This is a genomic window from Halobaculum sp. MBLA0143, assembly GCF_041361465.1.
Classification (GTDB): domain Archaea; phylum Halobacteriota; class Halobacteria; order Halobacteriales; family Haloferacaceae; genus JAHENP01.
Genome location: NZ_JBGKAC010000001.1, coordinates 1,132,412 through 1,155,859, shown reverse-complemented (window position 1 = coordinate 1,155,859; position 23,448 = coordinate 1,132,412). Strand labels below are relative to the sequence as shown.

Genomic DNA, 23,448 nt, shown 5'->3' with positions numbered 1-23,448 from the left:
CTTGCGGTTTTCCGCTACGGTGTTCCATTCGCCTGAATCTACGGACATTTCACCGCGAAAATCGTACGCAGGGACGTAACTCTGTAGTCACCCGGGCGACACGGGAGTCGACGGTGACGCGACGGAGACTGCTCGGGGGGTTCAGTTGTGGCGGGTGTGCCACTGCCGACTCGTCCGAGACGCGAACTCTGGGACATCGGCCACGCCCCGAGGGCGTGGGGACAGCCCCGACGGAGAGCGGCACGGACGACACGGTCGACGAGGCAAGGGGGAACACCGAGACCGAAGCGCTCGGTGGCCCCTCGTGGAACTGCCAGTGAGACACCGGCGGGGTTTTCGGCGGGGTTTTGTCGGTGGGTGCGAAGGTAGTGGTATGCATCCCGTCGACCGAGACGGCAGTTCGAGTGGCACCCCGATGGCGTCGCTCGCCCGACCACGAGCCGACGAACCGACGAGACTCGCCGTGATCGCCGACCCCCACCTCTCGACGCGCGAGGCCGGCACCTCGAAGCTGTTCGAGCGCACGGAACGCCACGTTCGGACGGCGCTCGCCGACGCGGCCGAGCGCGACCCGGACGCCGTCGTCTGTGTCGGCGACATCACGAAGGACGGCGAGCGGTGGAACTTCGACCGGTTCGACGAACTGCTCGCCGAACACGGCCCCAGTGCCCCGTTCTACGCCGTCCCCGGCAACCACGACGTGCCCAAGCAGGGGTACGACCACGACAACCTCCCGGTGTCGGCGTTCGCCGAGCGGTACGCGCCCGGCGACGGCTTCCCGTTCCACACCCAGGTCGGCGGTGTCGACCTCCTCGGGATCAACTCCGCCGGCGACGAGTCGTTCCTGACGGACAGCCACGAGGGGCTCGTCCGCGAGGACACCGTGGCCTGGCTCCGGGAGACGCTCCCGGAGACGGACGCGCCGGTCGTCCTTTCTCACTTCAACTTCCCGGGGATGTTCGAGCAGATCCGCCGTCACCGCGAACTCGCGGAGCCGGACATGTTCGTCCCGCCGGAGCTCCGGAACCCGGAGCCGTTCGTCGACGCGCTCGCCGACAACGACGCCCCGCTCCTGCTGACGGGCCACCTCCACATGCCGTCGACGACGACGGCGAAGGGGGTCCGTGAGGTGATGGTGCCGACGACCTGTTCGTTCCCGCAGTCGTACCTCCTCGTCGACGTGGGGCCGGAGGGGACGGAGATCAGACTGCTCCCGTGTGCGGACCTCGAGGAGACGGTCGTCGGCCACCGAGAGCGTACCGGCGACTCCGTCACCGCTCGCGGCCTCACGTCGATGGCGGCCGCGCGGCTCGCTCAGTTCCCGCTCGTCGAGGAGTGATGACAGACGCCCCGCAGGTCGTGACCGTCGGCGCCGCGACCGTCGACCGCCACTACGCCGTCTCGAACCTCCCGGCGCCGGACGGCGGCGCGTACGCCCCCGAGGTGACGGAGCACCCGGGCGGCGTCGCCGCGAACGTCGCCCGCGGTGTCGCTCGACTCGGTCAGTCGGCCGGGATCGTCACCCGGCTCGGCGAAGACCCCGTCGGCGACACGGTCGCCGCCGGGCTCCGGGAGGGGGCGTTGGACACGACACACGTCCGCCGCGGACCGGACACCTCGACCCACTGTGTCGTCGTGCGGGCCGACGACGGCACCCGGAGCATCGTCACCGCGGGCGACAGCGTCCGGAACATGCGGCTGCGCCCGACGGACCGCCCGTACCTCGCGGGTGCCGACGCCGTGTTCGTCACCGCCTACGCCCCCGACTGCGTCCAGCGCACACTCGCCGAGTGGGCCACGGCCGACGGGTTCCCGCCCGTCGTGTTCGACCTCTCTGGCCCCTTGGCAGAGCTCGACGGCCGGGGCGCTAGTGAGGCGTCCGTCGACCGTTGGGTGGAGACGGCCGACCTATTCGTCACCGGTCGGGTCGCCGCCGAGTCGTACCTCGACGCGACCGGCGCGGCCGCCGCCGAGACGCTCCGCGGCCGGGGTGTCGCCCGCGCGGCCGTCACGAGTGGGCCAGAGGGGGCGACGCTCGTCCCCGGAGACGGGACCGACACGGTCTCGCTCCCGGCGTTCGACGTGTCTGTCGTCGACGAGACCGGTGCCGGCGACGCCTTCGTCGCCGGCCTACTCCACGCCTGGCTGTTGGGCGACCGCAGCGCTCGCGCGGCCGGGCGATTCGCGGCCGCGACCGCGGCGCTGTCCTGTACCGCCGCGGGCGCCTCCGGCGACCTCCCGACGGCCGACCGAGTGGAATCGTTCCTGGCCGAGCGGTAGCTACCGACGCCGTCGGCGAAGAGTGGCCGGCGCGGACTCACCGGACCGCGCCGGCGAAGAGTGGCCGGCGCGGACTCACCGGACCGCACCGGCGAAGAGTGGCCGGCGCGGACTCAACGAACCTCGTCTGCGGCCGCGACGAGCGCTTCGACCCGATCTTCCGACACCGGACGCCCCACGTCGCCGCCCTCCTTCAGCGCGGTGCCGACGACGACGCCGTCGGCGGTCTCCAAGATCTCGCCGACCGTGTCGCTCGTCACGCCGCTGCCGACGAGAACCGGCGTGTCGAGTTCGTACTCGTCGCGCCGCGCGACGACCGCCTCCAAGTCGGAGAGATCCACCCCGCGGCCGGTGCCGACGCCGGTTACGACCGTCGCGTCCGCCAGCCCGCGTTCGACCCCGTCGGCCATCGACTCCGCGACGAACGACTCCGTCCCGAGCGGCGCGGAGTGTTTCACGTCGTGGTCCGCCAGGACCGACACGTCGGCGCCGAGTCGCTCGCGTTCCCGCATCACCTCGTGGGCACGCCCCTCGATCACGCCCTGGTCCGTCACGCGGGCGCCGACGTGGACGTTCGCCCGGACGAAGTCCGCGCCGACCGCCTGCGCGACCGCCAGATCCGCCAGCGAGTCGTTCCGGAGGACGTTCACCCCGACCGGCACGCCCACCTCGTCGGCGACGACCGTCGCGGCCCGCGTCATCGACGCGACCACGTGTTTCGGTACGTCGTCCGGGTAGAAGGGCGCGTCTCCGAAGTTCTCCACCATCACCGCGTCTACGCCGCCGGCTGCGAGCCGCCGTGCGTCCCGCCGCGCCGCCCGAAACGTCGCCTCGCGGTCGCCGTCGAACTTCGGCGCCCCCGGCAACGCGTCCAGGTGGACCATCCCGATCACAGGGTCAGACTCCAGTAGTGTCACGACCCCCCTTTCACCCGGTTCCCGCCTCACTCTGACGGTTCCGGCGCGGAATCTGTCGTGCACGCGGCGTCAGATCTCCGTCTCGCACGCGACTCGTAAATTACATCTCGCTATAGCGAACCACTGGGTGGGCTCCCGTCTCGCCGCTCGGCAACGGCGCGTACCACGAGGTGGCCGTCGACGGCGTGCAGTTCGGTCCAACAGCCGTGGGAGACTGTCGGACACCCGCGCGGCCGGTCACAGTCACGCCACGAGACTCCGACCTGGAGCGGCGCGAACCCCAGCTCGTGGCGCTCGCAGCCTCCCACGGGAACGCCGGGGCCGACGGCTCGTGTGAGTCACCTCGCTGCGCACGCTGCTCGCCCGCGTCGTCAGTTCGTCGTCGGCGAGTGCTGCCGGTCCGGTCGGGGTGCCGGCTCGCGGTCCACACCGGGCCACCAGTCGATCGACCCGGCGACGACCCGGCGACCGGCTGTCCCGGTCGCTGCCGTGCCGACCGGCTGTCACAGTCACCACTGTCACGACTGGTCTCCCGGTCCGGCCGGATGCGTCGACCACTGTGATCTCCACACCGAACTACGCTCGCTGTAGTGTTGGAACGGTAGCTTCGAACGGCCGGAGCCACGGGTGGTCGCCGACACGACCGACGGCGGGCGCTCCGGGTCCGCGGCGCGTAGCGGCGCGGACACGAACTGGCAAGTGGCTCCGACGCGGAGCCTCGCGCACGACGCAGCCGCCGGAGGTACCGGACCCGAGTGCCGGACTCTCCCGCGAGGAGGCTCGCGCGCCGAAGGAGTCGTTCGACCCCGAGGAGCGCGCCCGGATCCAGGAGACCGTCGCCGAACTGCTCGACCTCTCGGGGCGTGCCCACGCGATGGCCGTCCTCGGCGAGTTCGCCTTCTCCGAGGATCCGCTCCGCTTCTCCGACCTGGAAGACCGGGTGGAGATCGCTCCCGACACCCCCTCTGCCCGCCTGTCCGAGTTTACCGGTACCGGACTCTTGCACCGCACCGCCTACGACGAGATCACTCCGCGCGTGGAGTACACCCCGACCGACCGCGCCGAAGCTCTGTTCCCCCTGTTCGGGTACCTCCGCCACTGGGCAGTGGAGAGTCGGCTCTGAGCCGATCTCCACTCTCGAACGAGCGGGCTGCACGCTCACCGACGCTCGCGCGACCAGCCGACTCCCCCCCGTCGTACGGTGTGTGACGCCGTCGCTCGGGCCGTCCGCACGGGAAAAATATATCTCTCCGTCGGCCCCCAGTAGACGTAACGGATGTCCGACCACAGTCCAACCGTGTTGGTCGTCGACGACGAGCAACAGGTCGCCGACGCCTACGCCCTCCGCCTCCAGATGGAGTACGACGACGTTCGGAAGGCGTACGGCGGGGAGGAGGCCCTGTCCGCCGTCGACGAGACGGTCGACGTCGTCCTGCTGGATCGCCGGATGCCGGACTACTCCGGCGGCGAAGTCTTAGAGAAGATGCGCGAGCGCGGGCTGGACTGTTCCGTCATCATGGTGACGGCGGTCGACCCGGACTTCGACATCGTCGACATGCCGTTCGACGACTACCTGTGTAAGCCCGTCGAGAAGGAGTCGTTGTTCGACGCCATCGAACAGCAGTTGGCCGAACAGGAGTACGACGACGACCTCCAAGACTACTTCAGCGTCGTGTCGAAGATCGGTGTCTTAGAGGCACAGAAGCCGACTTACGAACTCGAAGACAACGAGGAGTACCAGGAGCTGAAGGCCAGAGCCGACGAACTCCGCGAGGAACTCGACCAGACCGTCCAGGACTTCGACGACGTCGAGTCGGCGTTCATGACCATCGACCGGAACTGAGTCCGGTCCCCGTTCTGTTCTCTCTGTCACCCTGCCGTGTCGTGCCCGGCGGAAGTATCGGACAACGCAACACACAAACCCGTCCCGAACCAACGTTCCCGTATGACGTTCCAGCCAGAGGGTGAGCCGGACGACGTGGCCACACGCGTCGACCGAGTCATCGAGGACAACGACGTGGTGTTGTTCATGAAGGGGAACCGGCTGATGCCCCAGTGTGGCTACTCGAAGCGGGCGCTCCAGCTGATCTCTCAGTACGTCGAGGAGTTCGAGACCGTCGACGTGTTGCCCGCCTTAGACGAGTATCGGGCGGCGCTGTCGGACCACTCCGACTGGGAGACGATCCCGCAGGCGTTCGTCGACGGGGAGTTCGTCGGCGGCAGCGACGTGTTGTCCGAACTGGACGAACGTGGCGAACTGGAGTCGACGCTCGCGGCGGAGTGACGGCGGGGCGCCCCTTAAGCGTCTGGCCGACGTACAGACAGACGAGAACTCGCGGACACGCCGGGCGACCCCGGCACCCACACAACACAAAATGTCAGGTCGCGTATACCGACTCCACTCGACGCTCGAACTGCCCTTGGAAGACGTCCACGATCACTTCGACTCCGACCCGGAGCTGCCGCCCGGCGTCGCGGACGTGGACGTGTCACGCCGCAACAACACCTTGATCCTCCAGGCCGTCGCCGAGGACGACAACGACATCAGCAAGTACACCCCCACCGCCCAGTTGAAGGCCAGCGTGAGCGAGACCCGCGTCTACGAGGAGGAGCCGCCCAAGCCCGGCGGCGGCTGGATGCAGGAGGAAGAAGAGGAGATCCCCTCCGAACTCGTGGAGTTCGCCTGCTTCAAGGGCGACCGCGAGACCGTGCTCCAGAACACCGCGCTCCAGTATCCGATGTTCCTCGTCTTACGGGACATCGCGCTCCTGTCCGAGAAGGGTACCCTCACCGCCATCACCGAGGACGACGGGGAGCTCCGTGCCACTCGGATCGTCGAAGGTGAGAACCGTCCCGCGAACGTCGAGGTCGTCGAGTCGCCCGCGAACGGTGAAGGCGAGGGCAGCGGTGTCGACTGGCGGGACAACGACTTCATCAGCGGGTAAGAGCGGGCGGTTTCGGTCGGTCGTTTGTTCCCCTGCGGACGTAGGGTCGTGTCGTGCGTTGTAGTTCTGTGATATATCGCTACAGTCGTCCCGTCTGCAGGTGTGAAGAACGAACTGTGCGACGGGGACGTGATCCAGGAGATCGACTACTGCTGACGGCACTCCGGAGTCGAAGATGAGCGACACCGTTCGGCGCTGGGCGTACTTCGCAGTCGAGGCAGCCGCGGCCGTCGCGGTCGTCGTCGCCTCGGCGCCGCTGTACACGGTGTTGCTCCTGTACGCCGTCGACGCGGTCGTCGGGACGCTGGCACACCAGGTTCGGGTCGCACTCGCGGCGCCGCGACACGAACACGCGCCGACGGAGCCGCCGGCGTTCGGCGCGACCGGCCGTCCGGGGCCGTTCCGCCACCTCCTACCGAAGGTCGGGACGGTGCGGTTCGTCAGGTGGCTGCCACCGGTCTCGCCCCACAACCTCCGGATCGCGGCGCGAGGGTGTGTCGCACTCGTGGTCACGGCTGGGATCCCGGTCGTCGCGGCGGCGTTCGTGATCCTCCCCAACGGCGGGTGGCGAGTCGTTGCCGAGTGGCCCGGGGCTGCCGTGCTCGCTGGCGGTGTCGTCGCCACCGTGGTGAAACGGGCTCCGACGATCGCCGCCGCGACGACCGACCCACGAGCGACGGCAGCGACGCTGATCGAGCGGGACTGGCGGCGGCCAGAGACGTACCGGCCGGTCGCCCCGCTCGTGGTCTTCTTCCCGATCCTGTTGTTGGACACCGCGTACACGAGCGGAGAGGTACCGGTCGCCGGACTCTCGGCGCTGGGAGTGGTGATCGCCGCAGTGCTGTTGCTCGCGCGGGTGATCTACGGGCTGCGGCTGTCGGGCGAGGAGACGCCGGCGGTCGACGGGTCCGCTTGGAGTGTGACTGCGCCAACGGGGAGTCCGACGGCGACGTTCCGGCCGCGACGGCGGGCGGTGTGGCTCCTCGGCGCGCTCGACGGCCTGTTCGGGCACGTCGGCTGGAGCCCGGAGACGGTCGACGAGTACACCGCGCCGTGGTGGGTGCGGTGGGGGCGGAGCCTCCTCTCGCGTGTCCTGCTCGTCGGTACCGCCGCCGTCACGGGGCTCGTCGCCGTGACCGCGACGCGACCGACTCCAATCGGGATCGAGACGGCTGTCGTCGCCGTCACCGTGTCGGTCGTCGTCGCGGTCGGACTCCTCTGTCTGGTCGGGGTCGTCCAGTTCGACCTCGCGTTCGGCAGACTGGAGTACCGACTGTACGACGGAGCGTTGGTCGCCTACGACACCCGACTCGACGCGCCACAGTGGCGCGCGTCACTCGCCGCGGTAGAGGCGGTGCGTGTCGAGCGTGGACCGCTCGTCGGGCCGCCGGGCGTGAGCGTCGGGGCCGTCGCTGTCCCCCGGCACGAGGCGGCGGCGACACCGCCGTACTGGTTCCACGAGACGACGCTCGTCTGTCTCGCCGAGCCGGATCGTGTCGCCGACAGACTCCGGGCGGCGGTCCGACGTGGCGCCGATCCGTCGGCGTGAGGCAGTCGGAGCTACCCGTCGAGTCGTCCGTAGCAGTGCTCGAACGGGACATCGCTGTCCACACAGGGCTGTGAACAACAGGTGGCGACTGTGCGTGACTGTGTTGGCTGAACGATCCAAAAAGAGCTAAATTACAAGTCGTAGACTTTTTCCTACAGTTTCTAATTTGGCCATGTGAAGCGACCAAGCATCGAATTTAGACGGGATCGCACTAGCGGGAGATTCTGGAAAAGGGGGTTCGAACAGAGACAATGAGCTACTTCGATGTCTCCAGAGAGGAGATTACAGAGGGGTCGATCCCGAAGGCAATTCTCCTGATCGCAACACCGCTGTTCGCACAGAATCTGGTCCTGACGGCGAACCAGATCGTCGACCTGTTCTGGCTCGGTCAGTTCAACGCGCTCGCAGTTGCTGCGGTGGGGCTGGCGAGCCCGCTCGTCTGGCTGCTGATCGGGATCTGTATCGACGTCCCGTTCGCGGGGACCCGGATTCTGTTCGCCCAGCGGTACGGAAGCGAAGACGAGATGGGTGCGAAGCGAGTCGCGTTCAACGGGCTCCTCGTCGCAGTGGCGCTCGGGCTCCTCCTCGGACAGCCAGTCCGCTTCCTCGCAGGTGCTGCTGCGCCGTTGCTCGCGGAGTTACAGCCACAGTCGGGCGGCACCGCCGTCGCCGAAATGGCAACGGCGTACATCCAGATTGTCGCAACCTGGATCTTCCTCGCCGGGCTCGGCGACGTTGCGGAGGGGTGTCTGCTGGCCCGTGGAAACTCCCGAGCGACGCTCGTCATCAACGTTCTGGTCGTGGTGGCGAACCTCACTGTCGATCCGTTACTGATCTTCGGAGTCGGTCCACTGCCGCAGCTCGGTATTCGGGGAGCGGCCTACGCGACTGTCGCCAGCTACCTCGCTGGCTTCGTCGTCGCGGGTGTGCTCGCAGTCCGGGACGGCGACGTGTACTCGCTCGCAACGGCGAAGCCACGCTGGAACGAACTGCGAGAGATCCTCGACATCGGGTCCCCGAAAGTCGTCAGTAGCACCGTCGGGAACGCGGTTTCGATGGCCGTGTTCTTCGTCGTCTTCACCGTCGGTGGTGCCGCGGGCCTGACCGCGTACACCGTCGGGACGCGGGTCTCGGCGGTCGCACTGCTCCCCGTCGGTGCCGTCGGGTCGGCAGTGTCGACCGTGACGGGGCAGAACATCGGTGCAACTGAGGCCACACGGGCCAAGGCTGCCGTCTACTCCGGATTGAAGATCAGTGTGGCCGGAATGCTGTTGCTCGGCGGAGTCCAGTTCCTCGCCGCCTCGACCGTCACGAAGCTGTTCGTCCCGACGATCGGCGAGCGTGAGTTGGCGCTGTCTGTGACGTTTGTGGAACTACTTGCGCTCTCGTATCCTGCTTCGGGAGTGCTCAAAGTGGTATCTTCGGGGTTCAACGCTGCCCGGCGGACGCGAACGTCGATGATGTTCCGGATGGCCAACAAACTCGTACTACGCCTTCCGTTGGCAGTGATACTGGGCGTGATGCTCTCGTACGAGACAGTCGGAGTGTTCTGGGCCCGTGTCGGCTCGTCAGTCACCATCGCAGCCCTGTTCCTCACCTACATTCTCTACGAGATGTCGCAGGGGATGTACACGAGTGCGGTAAAGAAACACGCCGGGTGAGATGTCTCTGAGTCGACTCAGTCCTCGAACTCAGTCAGGGTCGACTGGCGAGCGTTGAAGACCCTGTCTGTGATCTCACCGACGAGCGGATCTTCGATGGCTAACTGCTGTTCAACTGCGTCTGAAGTCATATCTGTGAACATGGCCTGTTGTAGTACTACTATAGATATTTAGAAATTTCTATTTGATTTTCTAATTTCTCAGTACTTCTTCTGTGCTGACAGCTCCAAGTCGGTAGGTTCGGCCGGGGCACGCCCAGGCGAGAGGTGGATAACAGTGTCTACCGCCACCGCCTCTCAATCCGAGTCCACAAGACACTTCAACCCCCTAATTATATCTCATTACACGATGTCCCAGACGACCGAGTTCCCCGACTACCTCGACGTCGACTACACGAGCGGCGAGGGGGAGTCACCGGACGAGTACCCGAGCATCGAGCACAAGATCGAGAAGGCGTTGGAGGTCGTCGAGACCGGCCTGGAGGAGTACGACAACCCGGCGGTGATGTGGACCGGCGGCAAGGACTCGACGCTGACGCTGTACTTCGTCAAGGAGATCGTCGAGGGTCGGGACGACTTGGAACTGCCAACCACCGTCTTCATCGACCACTTCCAGCACTTCGACGAGCTGATGGAGTTCGTCGAGCGGTGGGCAGACGAGTGGGATCTGGAGGTGAAGTACGCCCGGAACACGGACGTGGGCGAGTACGTCGACGAGAACGGGCTGGACCCGGGTGACGACATCCCGGTCGCGGACCTGTCGGAGCACAACCGACACCACATCCGGGACATCCTGGAGTACGAAGACGAGACGTTCCCGTTCCTGTTGGACACGTACGTCGGTAACCACCTCCTGAAGACGGTAGCGCTGAACCAGGCGCTGGAAGACGAGGAGATCGACGGGATCATCTCCGGGATCCGGTGGGACGAACAGGAGGCCCGGGCAGACGAGACGTTCTTCTCGCCGCGTCACGACCCGGACATCTACCCGCCCCACGACCGCGTCCAGCCGATCCTCCAGTTCGAGGAGGCGGACGTGTGGGACGCGTTCTGGTACTTCGTCGTGCCGGAGACGGTCGACAACTACCCGGACGACGGCTACGTCCCGCAGGACTACGACGACCTGCCGAACGGGCTGACCCACGAGGACATCCCGGTGTCGCCGAAGTACTTCGCCGGGTTCCGGTCGCTCGGCTCGGAGATCTCCACGGACAAGTCCGCAGAGGAGCCGGCGTGGCTCCAAGACATGGAGAACACGACGGAACGCGCCGGCCGCGCACAGGACAAGGAGGACCTGATGGAGCGGCTGCGGGACCTCGGCTACATGTAGACTACGGGCGGGCGGGGCCGGCCCCGCTCACCCGTCGTCCGGCTCGAACTCCACCTGCGTGAGTTCGCGGTCCAGCGCACAGAAGTCGTGTGGGGGGTCGCCGTGGACCTCCGTGATGCGGTACTCCCGGTCGAACTCGGCGCCGTCCGGCTCGCAGTACGGGTGGCTCGGGCACTCGACGTGCGGGCACGACCCGGCGAGGCTCGCCTTGCTGCCGGCGTACGCCGCCTTCGACGGGACGTTGACCGTGACGGAGGCGGGCTCCACCTCGACGGCCCGCACCCCGGCGTCGTGGACGGCACACTCCAGCGTCTGGGTGTTCTCGCGCACGTCGGCGACGCGGTAGCGCCGACCGACGACGAGATTGAGACACTGCCCCCGGTAGGGACAGCCCTCGCAGGCGTCCGACTCCCCTTGGTAGACGAACTCCGTTCCCTCCTCTGCGAGCCGCGTGCCGATGAGCGTGACAGTGGGCATGCGGCACCGTTGTGGGGGCTGGCATAAATGTCCGCCGCGACGAACGACGGACGCGACCGTCGAAGTTCGTCGTTTCGATTTTCTTAAATCCGTGGGGTATCGTCAACCACTGGCATGCAAGCATCGGACTTCGACTTGGAGGGGGACCTGACGTACGGCTCACAGGCGGGCGTCAACGAGTTCCACGCCAACCGGATGGTGACGTTCAACGCGGACGCCATCGGGTTGTTGCGTCAACAGTTGATCGACGCCGTCGGGACGGACCAGGCCCGGGAGCTCCTGCTCCGATTCGGCTTCCAGTCCGGCTACGCAGACTACCTCCAGATGGAGACGGGGTACGACTGGGCGACGCCGGACGACCTGTTGGAGGTCGGGCCGGCGCTCCACACCCAGGAGGGAGTCGTGGCCGTCGAGCCCGAGGAGATGGAGTACGACCGCGAGGCCGGGGAGTTCTACTTCGAAGGGCTGTGGCACAACTCCTACGAGGCGCAACAACACGTCATCCACAACGGCGTGTCGGACGAGCCGGTGTGTTGGAGCCTGATGGGGTACGGCTCGGCGTGGTGTTCCGGCTTCATGGGCGAGCCCGTCCTCGAACTGGAGACGGAGTGTGTCGGGATGGGCGACGACGTGTGTCGCTGGGTGATCAAGCCGATCGACGAGTGGGACGACAGAGCAGAGCCGTACGTCGCGGCGTTGCAGGACTTCTTCGAGGAGGTGTAAACGATGGGAGAGAAACTCATGGAGATGTACAGCTTCGTGGAGGAACACGCCGGCCTGTCGGGGAAGATCGAACTGGCGAAGGAGACGAACCTCCCGGGGACGAAGGCGGCGACGGCGCCCGACTCCGCGGAGAATCTCGAACGGTTCCGCGAGGCGGTCGCGGAGATCACCGGCGAGGAACCGCCGGAGCCGTAGTCAGCCGTCGCCGACGAGTCGGTCCAGTTCGTCGAGGTACGCGTCCCGCGGGACCTGGTAGGCACTGCGGTGGTCCACCTCGCCGGCGGCGAAGCGTTCTGCGACCTCCATCGCGCCCGTGAGCCCGCTCTCGCGGTCGTCGTAGACGGTCTTCTCGACTTCGACTTCCGGCTCCAGGAACAGCGTGACGTGCCACTCGTCGGTCTCGACGGCGCCGGCGCTGGGGCGACGCCGCCGGGCGCCGTTCGAGAGGTAGATCGTCGGCAGACACGCCGGATCGAACCGGTCGGCGTCGAACACGTCCGGCCGGTACGCCAGGATCACACGGCCGTCGGGCTCCTCGTTCCACAGCCGCCACCCCGTCGGGAGGTCGTCTGACTCCAGTGTCACACCGTGGGTGTTGGCGGTCGGGTCGTAAACCACCTGTCTTCGAAACCGCGACGACGGACTCGCGCACGCCGGCGCGGGGCGCCGGCGGGTACTCGTGTGGGTGTCGGGGGAGCGCTCGTGTGGGTGTCGGGGGAGCACCGACGACGGAGCGACGACCCACAGCGGGGTAGTAGGCCTGGGGTGGGGTGGCTGGCGAACGTGTGTCACCGTGTCTCAGGACCTAGCCGGTGACCACTCGGTGGCGACCGGCGACGGCCCGGGCGTTCGGAACTCCTGGCAAGAAAGGACTGGACACACGTACAGAAATCGAGGGAAAGCGGCGGGTACGGGAGAAGCCTTATGACTCTCGGCCATCTGTTTGTTATCAACTCCCCGGTCCTGCCGCGGGACGGGGGTGACGCCACTCGCCGCCCGCCGTCGGACGTTCTGGTCGGAGACGAAGAGCTGCTGTCGGTGCGCGTGGCGTGTCAGGCGTTAGCAGACCCCACCTCCGTGTGGGACGGCCCGTCGACAGCGACCGACCAACAACCATGACCGGTGAAACACAGACCCTGGCGGAACTCAGCGAGCAGTACAAGCAATCGGTGCCGGAGGACCTCCGGGCCGCGAAGACGTTCGAGTGGTACCTCCAGGAGCTCCGGGAGGACCCGCGGATCGCCCGCAACGCCCACCAGCGCGTCGCGGACATGTTCGACCACTACGGTACGGAGTACGACGAGGACGCCGGCGTCGTAGAGTACCAGATGGCGAGCGAGGACCCGATCCACGACGGGGAGAACGTGTTCTACGGGCGCGAGATTCACGAGTCGATCCACGAGTTCGTGAACAAGGTGAAGTCCGGCGCCCGCGGACTCGGCCCGGAGAAACGGATCAAGCTCCTCTTGGGCCCGGTCGGCTCCGGGAAGTCCCACTTCGACTACCTCGTCCGGCGGTACTTCGAGGACTACACTCGGCGTGACGACGGTCGGATGTACACGTTCAAGTGGACGAATCTGACGGACGTGATCCCGGACCAGGACCCCGCAGACGACACGGTCCGGTCGCCGATGAACCAGGACCCGATAGTGTTGCTCCCACAGGAGCAACGCGACGGGGTGATCCAGGAACTGAACGAACGGCTGGACGCGCCGTACACGATCCGCAACGAGCAGAGTCTCGACCCGGCGTCCAGCTTCTACATGAACGAGCTGTTGGCACACTACGACGACGACCTCCACACGGTGTTGGAGAAACACGTCGAGGTGGTGCGGCTCGTCGCCGACGAGAACCAGCGCCAGTGTGTCGAGACGTTCGAGCCGAAGGACAAGAAGAACCAGGACGAGACGGAGCTGACGGGCGACGTGAACTACTCGAAGCTCGCGGTGTACGGGGAGAACGACCCCCGGGCGTTCGACTACGCCGGCGCGTTCTGTAACGCGAACCGTGGGCTGTTCTCCGGCGAGGAGCTGCTCAAGCTCCAACGAGAGTTCCTCTACGACTTCCTCCACGCCTCCCAGGAGCAGACGATCAAGCCCAAGAGCAACCCCCGGATCGACATCGACCAGGTGATCGTCGGTCGGACGAACATGCCGGAGTACCGGGACAAGAAGGGCGACGAGAAGATGGAGGCGTTCAACGACCGGACGAAGCGGATCGACTACCCGTACGTCCTGGAGTACGAAGACGAGTCGCGCATCTACCGGAAGATGCTGCGGAACGCGGACGTGCCGGACATCCACGTCGAGCCCCACGCGATGGAGATGGCGGGGCTGTTCGGCGTGCTCACCCGGCTGGAGGAGCCGTCGGACGACAGCGTGACGCTCGTCCAGAAGGCGAAGGCGTACAACGGAGAGATCGACGAGACCGACGAGATCGACGAGATGAAGCTCCGAGAGGACGGCGACGAACTCGCCGAGATCGCGGAGGGGATGGAGGGGGTGTCCGCCCGGTTCATCGGCGACGAGATCGCCGAGGCGATCATGGACGCCACCCACCGCGGTCGTGGGTACCTCTCCCCGCTGTCCGTGTTCAACCACTTCGAGCAGAACCTGGAGAACCACGGCTCCATCGCCGAGGAGAAACTGGACACCTACCAGCGGTACTTGGAGCAGGTGCGTGGCGAGTACCGCGACCGCGCCATCGAGGACGTGCGCCACGCGCTAGCGTACGACATCGACGAGATCCAGCGCCAGGGCGAGAAGTACATGGACCACGTCATGGCGTACATCGACGACACGACAGTGGAAGACGAGCTGACGGGCCGCGAGCAGGAGCCCGACGAGACGTTCCTGCGGTCCGTCGAGGAGAAGCTGGAGGTGCCGGGCGACCGGAAGGACGACTTCCGTCAGGAGGTCGCCAACTGGGTGTCCCGGCGTGCCCGCGAGGGGTCCAGCTTCAATCCGCAGGACAACGACCGGCTGCGCCGGGCGTTGGAGCGCAAGCTGTGGGAGGACAAGAAACACAACATCAACTTCTCCGCGTTGGTGTCGGCGAACGAACTGGACGACGACGAACGGTCCGCGTGGGTGGACGCGTTAGTCGAGCAGGGGTACTCGAAGGAGGGTGCCCGCGAGGTGTTGGAGTTCGCCGGCGCGGAGGTGGCGAAGTCGGAGTTAGAGGAGTGATACCGTGACCGACTACATCGACCGCGCAGACGAGGCGTTGGCCGGGGCGTACGAACCCCCGTTGTCGCTGTCGGAGTACGTCGAGCGGGCGCTCCGGAAGCCGTCCGTGGCGGCCCACGCCGCGAAGTACCTCTTGGACGCCATCGAGTCGATGGGCACCCGTACGGTCGTCGAGGAGGGGGAGACACACGAGCGGTACCGTTTCTTCGACGACCCGCACAACGACGGCGAACACGCCGTGCTCGGCAACACGGCGATCCTCAACGCCTTCGTGGACGACCTGCGGACGGTCGCGGCCGACCGCGGGAAAGGCGAGAAGATCGTCTGGTTCGACGGGCCGACGGCCACCGGGAAGTCGGAGCTGAAGCGGTGTCTCGTCAACGGGCTCCGGGAGTACTCGAAGACGGCAGCCGGTCGACGCTACACCGTCGAGTGGAACATCGCCGCGACGACGGCCGACGACCGGGGGCTGAGCTACGCCGGCGGCGACACGGACGACGAGGACGACTGGTACGAGAGTCCGGTCCAGACCAATCCTCTGTCCGTGTTCCCGCCGGACGTGCGCGCAGAGATCCTGGCGGAGCTCAACGAGCGTCACGACGACCCGGTGCCGGTCCGCGTCGACACGGAGTTAGACCCGTTCTCCCGGGAAGCGTACGACGAACTGGAGGAACGCTACCGCCGCGAGGGGACGGAGGGGTTGTTCTCGGCGGTGACGGACCGGCGACACCTCCGGGTGAAGAACTACGTCGTCGACGAGGGCCAGGGGATCGGCGTTCTCCACGCGGAAGACGACGGCAGCCCGAAAGAACGACTCGTCGGGTCGTGGATGCCGGGAATGCTCCGCGAACTGGACGCTCGCGGCCGGAAGGACCCCCGGGCGTTCAGCTACGACGGCGTGTTGTCGCAGGGCAACGGCCTGCTCACGCTCGTCGAGGACGCCAGTCAGCACGCGGACCTGCTGCGGAAGCTGTTGAACGTCCCCGACGAGGAACGGGTGAAGCTGGACAAGGGGATCGGGATGGACATCGACACGCAGTTGATCGTCATCTCGAACCCGGACCTGGACGTGGAGCTGGACCAGTACGCAGACCGGAACGGGCGTGACCCGTTGAAGGCGCTCAAGCGCCGGCTGGACCGCCACGAGTTCCGGTACCTCACGAGCGTCTCGTTGGAGACGGAGCTGATCCACCGGGAGCTGACGGACGAGACGCCCGTCTGGGAGACGGCGGTGTTAGACGAGACGCCGGAGCTGCCGAACAGCCGGGCGACGGACGACGTCACCGTCGATCCGGAGCTGGTCCACGATCACGTGCAGCAACGGGTTCGGGCGCCGCTGACCGTCACCGTCCGCGACGACCGGGGTCGGACCCGCGAGCGGGAGCTGGCGCCCCACACGCTGGAGGCGGCGGCGATGTACGGCGTCGTCTCCCGGTTGGACGGGGAGGATCTCCCGCCGGAGCTGGACCTGGTGGAGAAGGCGACGTTGTTCGACCGGGGGTACCTCCGGGAGGGTGACGAACGGACGGAGGCGGACGCGTTCGAGTTCGACGGCGACGACGGCAGCCACGGGATTCCGGTGACGTACACGCGTGACATAATTGCGGACCTGCTCCACGAGGAGACGGACCGGGCGCACCCGGAGCTCCCGGTGGAGGAGGTGTTGCTGCCGTCGGACGTGGTGAACGCGATGGCCGACCGGCTGTCGACCGCGCCGGTGTTCTCGCGGGCGGAGACGGCAGAGTACGAGACCCGGCTCGCGGGCGTGAAAGACTGGGTGTTCGAGCGGCAGGAGTCGGACGTGTTGGACGCGGTGCTGGCGGACAAGGCCGTCGCCGAGGAGACGGTCGCGGAGTACGTCGAGCACGTGTTCGCCTGGGAGGCGGACGAGCAGGTGGAGACGGAGCGTGGGTCGGTGGATCCGGATCCGTTGCTGATGAAGGTGTTCGAGACGGAACACCTCGGTCGGTTCGAGGACGACGACTACCGGGGCAACGAGCCCGGGTCGACGGTCGTGTCGTTCCGCCGGGAGAAGGTGATCACGGCGCTCAACCGGTTCGCCTGGGAACACCGGGACGACGACTTCTCGATCGCGGACGTGGATCTGACAGAGATCCCGGTGATCCGGGCCGTGCTCGACACCCACTCGTGGGACGACGTGGCGCGGATCTTCGAGGACCTCGACCCGGCACAGTGGGAGGATCCGCCCGCGAACACGGAGACGGAACAGGTGAAGGAGGACACGATCAGACACATGACCGAGAACGGCTACAGCGAGGCGTCCGCCGAGTTGACCAGTCGACGCGTGATGCGAGAGGTGAAAGGCCGATGGGACTGAGTGAGTCACTGCGAGCGGAGCGAGCAGCGCTTGTACACGAACGGGGAGCGAGTCGGCGCGACCGAAGGGAGCGCCGCTCGTACGCGAGCGGGGAGCGGGGCGACCCGCGAGCAGCCAGCGAGTGGCCACGACTCGCCAGTCTGGACGCTCCAGGCGCGCAGCGTGGTGACCGCGGGAACGAGGTGAGCGACAGATGGGCCTGAGAGACGATCTAGAGCGGTTCCGCGAGATCGGCGACGAGCGGCGGCCGGACCTCACGGAGTTCATCCGCGAGGGTGACCTGTCCGGCTCCGGCCGGGACTCCGTTCGGGTGCCGGTGAAGATCGTCGACCTCCCGGAGTTCGCCTACGACCAGCGCGAACAGGGCGGTGTCGGCCGCGGCGGCGACGGCCAGCCGCAGCCGGGCCAGCCGGTCGACGTGCCGGGTGACCCGGGCGACGACGAGGAGGCCGAGGAGGGCGACCCCGGCGAGGACGAAGGGGACCACGGCTACTACGAGATGGACCCCGAGGAGTTCGCCCAGGAGTTAGACGAGGAGTTGGGCCTGGACCTGGAGCCGAAGGGCAAACGCGTCGTCGAGGAGACGGAAGGCGACTACACGGAGCTGACACGGGCCGGCCCCAACTCCACGCTGGACTTCGAGCAGTTGTTCAAGCGGGGGTTAGAGCGGAAGCTGGCCACTGACTTCGACGAAGAGTACGTCAGGGAGGCGTGCAAGGTCGCGGGCGCGGGACCGCGCGACGTGTTCGAGCACTGTCGCGACGAGGACGTGCTCGTGTCGCTGTCGTGGATCCAGGAGGCCGCCGGCGCAGTGCCCGAGACCGAGCAGGACCAGTACGAGTCGTTCGCCGCGTTCGAGGCGGAGGTAGAGCGGACGCCGATCAACGAGCGGATCCGGCGTGACGGGCTGAAACAGGTGCCGTTCCGCCGCGAGGACGAGCGCTACCGCCACCCGGAGGTCGTCGAGGAGAAGCAGAAGAACGTCGTCGTCGTCAACATCCGCGACGTCTCCGGCTCGATGCGGAAGCGAAAGCGAGAGCTGGTCGAGCGGGTGTTCACCCCGTTGGACTGGTACCTGCAGGGGAAGTACGACAACGCGGAGTTCCGGTACGTCGCCCACGACGCGGAGGCGTGGGAGGTGGAACGCGCGGAGTTCTTCGGGATTCGCTCCGGAGGCGGCACCCGGATCTCCTCGGCGTACGAGACGGCCGCGGAGATCTTAGAGGAGTACCCGTTCTCGGAGTGGAACCGGTACGTGTTCGCGGCCGGCGACTCGGAGAACTCCTCGAACGACACGACAGAGAACGTGATCCCGTTGATGGAGGAGATCGACGCCAACCTCCACGCCTACGTGGAGACACAGCCGGGCGGGAACACGATCAACGCGACACACGCAGAGGAGGTAGAGCGCGCCCTAGGTGAGACGGGCAACGTGGCCGTCGCCCGCGTCGGCGACAACGCCGACGTGACGGACGCGATTTACGAGATTCTCAGTACGGAAGAGGAAGGAACATGATCGACAGACGCACCCGCGCCCGCCGTGAGGCGGCGCAGTTGGAGGAGCCGGTGGAACTGGCGAGCGAGCTCGCGCGTCGACTGGGGCTGCAGCCGTACCCGGTCAACTACTGGGTCGTCGACTACGACGAGATGAACGAGCTGATCGCCTACGACGGGTTCCAGACCCGGTACCCACACTGGCGGTGGGGGATGAAGTACGACCGCCAGCAGAAACAAGACCAGCTAGGGATGGGGAAGGCGTTCGAGATCGTCAACAACGACAACCCGTGTCACGCCTTCCTCCAGGAGACCAACAGCCCGGCCGACCAGAAGGCGGTGATCACCCACGTCGAGGCGCACGCGGACTTCTTCCGGAACAACAACTGGTTCGGGCGGTTCGCGGGCGACGACGAGAACCCGGAGGCGGCGGCGATGCTGGAGCGCCACGCCGAGACCATCGAGTCGTACGCCGACGACCCGGAGATCGACCGCGAGGAAGTCGAGCGGTTCGTCGACGCCGTCCTGACGCTGGAAGACACCATCGACCAACACCGCGCGCTGGCGGCCGACCGCGAGGACGGCCCCGACGAGGAAGAACTGCCGGACATGACCGACCGACTGGATCGGTTGGACATCTCCGAGGAGGTGCGTGCCCAGGTGTTCGACCAGGAGTGGCTCGACTCGCAGGGCGAGGAGGGGCTCGCGAACCCCCGGCCAGACGTGCTCGGATTCCTGTTGGAACACGGGAAAGACTACGACGACGAAGAGGAGAAGGCAGTCGACCGCCCGGACTGGAAGGACGACGTGTTGGAGCTGTTGCGGCGCGAGTCGTACTACTTCGCACCCCAAAAAATGACAAAAACAATGAACGAGGGGTGGGCAAGTTACTGGGAGTCGCTGATGATGAGCGACGAGGGGTTCGCGGGGACAGACGAGTTCCTGACGTACGCGGACCACATGGCGCGAGTCCTGGGCTCGCCCGGGCTGAACCCGTACAAGCTCGGCATCGAGATCTGGCAGTACGTCGAGAACCGGGCCAACCGGAAGGAGGTGATCGACAAGCTGTTGCGCGTCGAGGGGGTGACCTGGCGGACGTTCCACGAGGTGATCGACTTCGACGAGGTGGAGTCGCTGTTGGAGCCGGACCCGATCGTCGCCGACATCGGAGCGGAGACCCTGTCGGAACTCGACCCGGAGGACCCGCGGGTGGACGCCGACGGGCTCGCGGCCGCCCGCGAGGGTGAGATCGATGTCGACCAGTACCCGTGGTACGTCCTGGCGTACGAGGGGCTGTGTGAGCGGCACTTCTCGCTGACGAAGCCCCAGAACCGGGGGTTCCTCCGGCGGGTCGGTCGCTCGGAGCTAGAACAGGCAGCCCGGTACATGTTCGACGACGAGCGGTACGAGAGCGTCGCGGCGGCGCTCTCGGACGTGGACTACGCGGCCGGCTGGGACCGGATGCGGGAGATTCGCGAGAGCCACAACGACGTGACGTTCCTGGACGCCTTCCTCACAGACGAGTTCGTCGCCGAGGGCAACTACTTCACCTACGAGTACTCCCAGGCGACGGGCGACTACCGGGTCGCCAGCACGGAGGCGGCGGACGTGAAGAGGAAGCTGTTGCTCCAGTTCACCAACTTCGGCAAGCCGACGGTGGCGGTGTACGACGGCAACTTCGACAACCGTGGGGAGCTCCTCTTGGGCCACCAGTACAACGGCGTCCCGTTGGACGAGAGCCAGGCGCGCGCGACGCTGGAGCGGACGTTCCAGCTGTGGGGCCGCCCGGTGAACCTGGCGACGATCCGGACGGAGTACGGCGAGCACGAACTGGAGGTCGCTCGCCGTCGCGGCCGAGAGCCGGAAGGCGAGGAGGTGGGAGTCAGGATCCGTTACGACGGGATGGGGTTCGAGGAACACGACCTCTCGCCGGAGCTGACGAACCGACTGTCGGCCGACGACGTGGACTACGACACGAAGCCGGACGACTGGCTCGCCTGATCCGGTCCGATTCGTTTTTGAGGGATGGCTCGGCTACGGCGTAGCATGAGCGACTCACGGACGATGGACGAGTGGCTGATCCGGTACCTGATCGTCGGCCTGATCGGGGCAGTGGCCGCCCTCGCGTTGTTGTACGGGCTGACGCTGGGTGAGTCGACGACGGCCGCGGGTGCCGGGGCCGTCGGTGTCGTCTCGACCGCAGTCGTCGTCGGGCTCGACCTCCGGCGCTACCGCGCGGCATAGGCGAAAAGTCAGATAAACCCAACCTGCCCAGATATCACAGACGCGGTTAACCAACTTGTAGCTTTGTCTGAGGAATATGCATAGCTTTATCATTTAGAAAACCGGTGTTGTCTACTATGGTGGAGCCAGAAGACTACGAGTTTGTTGAACCGATGCTGGACAAGGGTCCACTGCAGCCAATATTCAATATCGACTATAAAGACGACTTTGAAAGAGATCTACACGTTCACTCGGCTTTAGTACCGCTGTACCTAAGTAGAGAACTTGACCAAGACTCGAACAACTTATTTGAGTCTCGTGAATTAACTGGATCAATTGCAACGTTCTATGACCGGTCACGAATTTATCACTCGTTATTCAATAACTGGATGAGTTGGAATCTGGACGGGAGACAAGTGCCTTATGCCACGAAGAGGGCAGGAGCCCATATTTTTGCACCTATATATGCACAAGAACTCGAAGGTCCGATGAAATACCATATAGCAACGCTAATACATCTGCTTGATGAGTATCGCGGGTCAGAGGGGAATTGGCACTCCAGGTTATACGATAGTGATGGGGATATCCGAAGATTTCATGAAATGCTGAACACTTGTATTCAAATATCAGAACAAGCTCACAATACGGCAGATAATGGAGAGTTGAACGCAGGAATTGAGTTGGTGACGAAAGGACTGATTATAATAAGCCAGCATCAAAGCTATGCAGAGAGGAACGGGTTGGGTGAGAGCTTTGACGAAGCCTTAGATAGTGGAGAGTTTGACGAGCATCCGAATGCATCTGACATCCGAAATAGTTTCTCTCATGCTGATTATAGGCTTGTGTTTGAAGACGCCTTCGAACTCGATGAAGAAAATATTAATCTGGGGGTAGGTAACAGTGATATTGTGAGGCCTATAGATAGTATAATTTCTTACATTCACAGACAGATGTCATTAATGTACTCTTTTATAACAGGCGTCACACTTGGTCTGTACCACATCTCAATAAGTGAAGAATATGACGACCAGATAGGCGTTCTATGGAACGTCCTGCCTGGGCAGGTCAGTGAAGAAAATATCAAGAAAATATAACTCTTTTATTATCTCAACCTAGACCGCCTCGTCCAGCCGCCGAACCTCCTCGTCGGTCAACTCGATTCCAGCGGCGGCGACGTTGTCCGCGAGGTGGTCCAGGTCGGACGTGCCCGGAATCGGCAGCGTCACCGGCGAGGTAGCCAGCAGCCACGCCAGTGCGATCTGGTAGCGGGTGGCGTCGTGTGCGTCGGCGACCGCGTCCAAGTCGTCGCCCACGTCGTCCAGGTCGCCGGCGGCGATCGGGTACCACGGCAGGAACCCCACGTCGGCGGCCTCACAGGCGTCCAGTACGGGCTGTTCGTCCCGGTAGCCGACGTTGTAGCGGTTCTGGACACACACCACGTCGACGACCTCGCGGGCGCGGTCGAGCTGTTCGACGGTGACGTTCGACAGCCCGACGTGGTCGACGACCCCCTCGTCGACGAGTTCGGCGAGCGCGGTCACGCTGTCCTCGAACGGCGTGTCCGGGTCCGGACGGTGGAGCTGGAGCACGTCGATGCTGTCGACGCCCAGCCGGTCTCGAGACACCAGCGCCTGGTTCTTCAGGTAGTCCGGGTCGCCGTGTGCGAGCCACTCCGTCTCCGTGTTGCGCAGCAGGCCGGCCTTCGTGGCGACGACGGCGTCGTCCGGCACGTCCGCCTCCCGGAGGAGGCGCTCGGACACCCCGGGGCCGTAGGAGTCTGCGGTGTCGACGAAGTCGACGCCGTGGTCCAGCGCCCGCCGCGCGACCGTCCGGGCGTGGTCCTCGTCGTCCGGCGCGCCGACGATCCCCTCGGCACACAGCCGCATCGCGCCGTAGCCCATCCGGTTGACCGTCAGTCCATCTGCCAACTCGTACGTTCCCGCCGCCGCGGCGTCTGCGTCCGTGTCTGTCACGACCGATCGGTCGACCGCGAGCCGCCTGGCTCTTGTGATTGCGGAGCCACGGCACGGAGTCGCGTGGCGACGCACGCCACGCGAGACAGTGAGAGTCGCGCGCTGGAGCGTAGCTCCGCGACGCTCTCCGGTGACACCCCGGCTGTATTCGCCGCAAAACACTTACCGAACTCCCGTGTCGTGTCGTGGTGTGCGACGAGAACGACAGACGGCCGGCTTCGGCGAGATGGCGGCGACGATGTCGCGGGCAGTCGGCCGGCCACGACCGCCGTCGCCGGACGAGGAGTGACCCGGACGGCGCGTCCCGTGCCGTTACGCTCCGACGACCAGGACTCGTCGGAGTCTTCTCGA

General features: G+C 65.8%; 22 protein-coding genes. 17 read left to right on the top strand and 5 right to left on the bottom strand.

Features of this window, described 5'->3' with window-relative positions:
- Positions 1-373: 373 nt before the first annotated feature.
- Positions 374-1,339, top strand: coding sequence for a metallophosphoesterase family protein (locus RYH79_RS06020; RefSeq protein WP_370897218.1), 966 nt, complete (start codon positions 374-376; stop codon positions 1,337-1,339).
- Positions 1,339-2,280, top strand: coding sequence for a carbohydrate kinase family protein (locus tag RYH79_RS06015; protein ID WP_370897216.1), 942 nt, complete (start codon positions 1,339-1,341; stop codon positions 2,278-2,280). Before RYH79_RS06020 ends, RYH79_RS06015 begins: the two co-directional genes overlap by 1 nt.
- Positions 2,281-2,393: 113 nt before the next feature.
- Here RYH79_RS06015 and RYH79_RS06010 read toward each other — a convergent pair whose 3' ends face one another.
- On the bottom strand, positions 2,394-3,197 hold the full coding sequence (locus tag RYH79_RS06010; RefSeq protein ID WP_370897214.1) for a BtpA/SgcQ family protein: 804 nt from the start codon (positions 3,195-3,197) through the stop codon (positions 2,394-2,396).
- A gap of 559 nt (positions 3,198-3,756) precedes the next feature.
- On the opposite strand from RYH79_RS06010, the gene RYH79_RS06005 reads away from it, so the two are divergent.
- The 6 genes from RYH79_RS06005 (at position 3,757) to RYH79_RS05980 (ending at position 9,352) form a co-directional block, all read left to right on the top strand.
- A complete protein-coding gene (locus tag RYH79_RS06005; RefSeq protein WP_370897212.1) occupies positions 3,757-4,320 on the top strand; it encodes a winged helix-turn-helix transcriptional regulator in 564 nt (187 codons plus the stop codon).
- A 153-nt stretch (positions 4,321-4,473) separates the two neighbouring features.
- On the top strand, positions 4,474-5,040 hold the full coding sequence (locus RYH79_RS06000; protein ID WP_370897210.1) for a HalX domain-containing protein: 567 nt from the start codon (positions 4,474-4,476) through the stop codon (positions 5,038-5,040).
- 102 nt (positions 5,041-5,142) lie between these two features.
- Positions 5,143-5,481, top strand: a complete 339-nt coding sequence (locus tag RYH79_RS05995; RefSeq protein ID WP_370897208.1) for a glutaredoxin family protein — start codon at positions 5,143-5,145, stop codon at positions 5,479-5,481.
- 91 nt (positions 5,482-5,572) lie between these two features.
- Positions 5,573-6,142: a DUF7110 family protein gene (locus RYH79_RS05990; RefSeq protein ID WP_370897206.1), complete on the top strand. Its 570-nt coding sequence runs from the start codon at positions 5,573-5,575 to the stop codon at positions 6,140-6,142.
- 175 nt (positions 6,143-6,317) lie between these two features.
- Positions 6,318-7,691: a hypothetical protein gene (locus tag RYH79_RS05985; protein WP_370897204.1), complete on the top strand. Its 1,374-nt coding sequence runs from the start codon at positions 6,318-6,320 to the stop codon at positions 7,689-7,691.
- A 251-nt stretch (positions 7,692-7,942) separates the two neighbouring features.
- On the top strand, positions 7,943-9,352 hold the full coding sequence (locus RYH79_RS05980; protein ID WP_370897202.1) for an MATE family efflux transporter: 1,410 nt from the start codon (positions 7,943-7,945) through the stop codon (positions 9,350-9,352).
- 17 nt (positions 9,353-9,369) lie between these two features.
- Here RYH79_RS05980 and RYH79_RS05975 read toward each other — a convergent pair whose 3' ends face one another.
- Positions 9,370-9,495: a hypothetical protein gene (locus RYH79_RS05975; RefSeq protein ID WP_370897200.1), complete on the bottom strand. Its 126-nt coding sequence runs from the start codon at positions 9,493-9,495 to the stop codon at positions 9,370-9,372.
- Positions 9,496-9,700: 205 nt separating this feature from the next.
- Here RYH79_RS05975 and RYH79_RS05970 point away from each other — a divergent pair, with 205 nt between their 5' ends.
- Positions 9,701-10,681, top strand: coding sequence for a phosphoadenosine phosphosulfate reductase family protein (locus RYH79_RS05970; protein ID WP_370897198.1), 981 nt, complete (start codon positions 9,701-9,703; stop codon positions 10,679-10,681).
- Between the two features lie 27 nt (positions 10,682-10,708).
- Here RYH79_RS05970 and RYH79_RS05965 read toward each other — a convergent pair whose 3' ends face one another.
- Positions 10,709-11,158: a UPF0179 family protein gene (locus RYH79_RS05965; protein WP_370897196.1), complete on the bottom strand. Its 450-nt coding sequence runs from the start codon at positions 11,156-11,158 to the stop codon at positions 10,709-10,711.
- 114 nt (positions 11,159-11,272) lie between these two features.
- Between RYH79_RS05965 and RYH79_RS05960 the strand changes: the two genes are divergently transcribed.
- Together RYH79_RS05960 and RYH79_RS05955 are read left to right on the top strand one after the other, a co-directional pair.
- The gene (locus RYH79_RS05960; protein ID WP_370897194.1) at positions 11,273-11,881 is read left to right on the top strand and encodes a XylR N-terminal domain-containing protein; all 609 of its coding nucleotides are present in this window, start codon (positions 11,273-11,275) and stop codon (positions 11,879-11,881) included.
- Between the two features lie 3 nt (positions 11,882-11,884).
- Entirely contained in the window at positions 11,885-12,076 is a 192-nt protein-coding gene (locus RYH79_RS05955) for a hypothetical protein (protein WP_370897192.1), read from the top strand.
- Here the strand turns inward: RYH79_RS05955 and RYH79_RS05950 are convergent, their stop codons facing one another.
- Positions 12,077-12,466 carry a DUF5820 family protein gene (locus tag RYH79_RS05950; RefSeq protein WP_370897190.1) on the bottom strand — a complete coding sequence of 130 codons (390 nt, stop codon included), beginning with the start codon at positions 12,464-12,466 and terminating at the stop codon, positions 12,077-12,079.
- Between the two features lie 530 nt (positions 12,467-12,996).
- On the opposite strand from RYH79_RS05950, the gene RYH79_RS05945 reads away from it, so the two are divergent.
- From RYH79_RS05945 to RYH79_RS05920, 6 genes are all read left to right on the top strand, one after another.
- Entirely contained in the window at positions 12,997-15,069 is a 2,073-nt protein-coding gene (locus tag RYH79_RS05945; RefSeq protein ID WP_370897188.1) for a PrkA family serine protein kinase, read from the top strand.
- Positions 15,070-15,073: 4 nt separating this feature from the next.
- A complete protein-coding gene (locus RYH79_RS05940) occupies positions 15,074-17,407 on the top strand; it encodes a PrkA family serine protein kinase (protein ID WP_370897186.1) in 2,334 nt (777 codons plus the stop codon).
- A gap of 193 nt (positions 17,408-17,600) precedes the next feature.
- Positions 17,601-18,923 (top strand): YeaH/YhbH family protein, encoded by a 1,323-nt coding sequence (locus tag RYH79_RS05935; RefSeq protein ID WP_370897184.1) that lies wholly within the window; start codon positions 17,601-17,603, stop codon positions 18,921-18,923.
- Positions 18,920-20,902, top strand: a complete 1,983-nt coding sequence (locus RYH79_RS05930; protein ID WP_370897182.1) for a SpoVR family protein — start codon at positions 18,920-18,922, stop codon at positions 20,900-20,902. Before RYH79_RS05935 ends, RYH79_RS05930 begins: the two co-directional genes overlap by 4 nt.
- A 45-nt stretch (positions 20,903-20,947) precedes the next feature.
- On the top strand, positions 20,948-21,145 hold the full coding sequence (locus tag RYH79_RS05925) for a hypothetical protein (protein ID WP_370897180.1): 198 nt from the start codon (positions 20,948-20,950) through the stop codon (positions 21,143-21,145).
- 116 nt (positions 21,146-21,261) lie between these two features.
- Positions 21,262-22,218 carry a hypothetical protein gene (locus RYH79_RS05920; protein ID WP_370897179.1) on the top strand — a complete coding sequence of 319 codons (957 nt, stop codon included), beginning with the start codon at positions 21,262-21,264 and terminating at the stop codon, positions 22,216-22,218.
- Between the two features lie 18 nt (positions 22,219-22,236).
- Here the strand turns inward: RYH79_RS05920 and RYH79_RS05915 are convergent, their stop codons facing one another.
- Positions 22,237-23,025, bottom strand: coding sequence for an aldo/keto reductase (locus RYH79_RS05915; protein WP_370900785.1), 789 nt, complete (start codon positions 23,023-23,025; stop codon positions 22,237-22,239).
- Between the last annotated feature and the right edge of the window lie 423 nt (positions 23,026-23,448).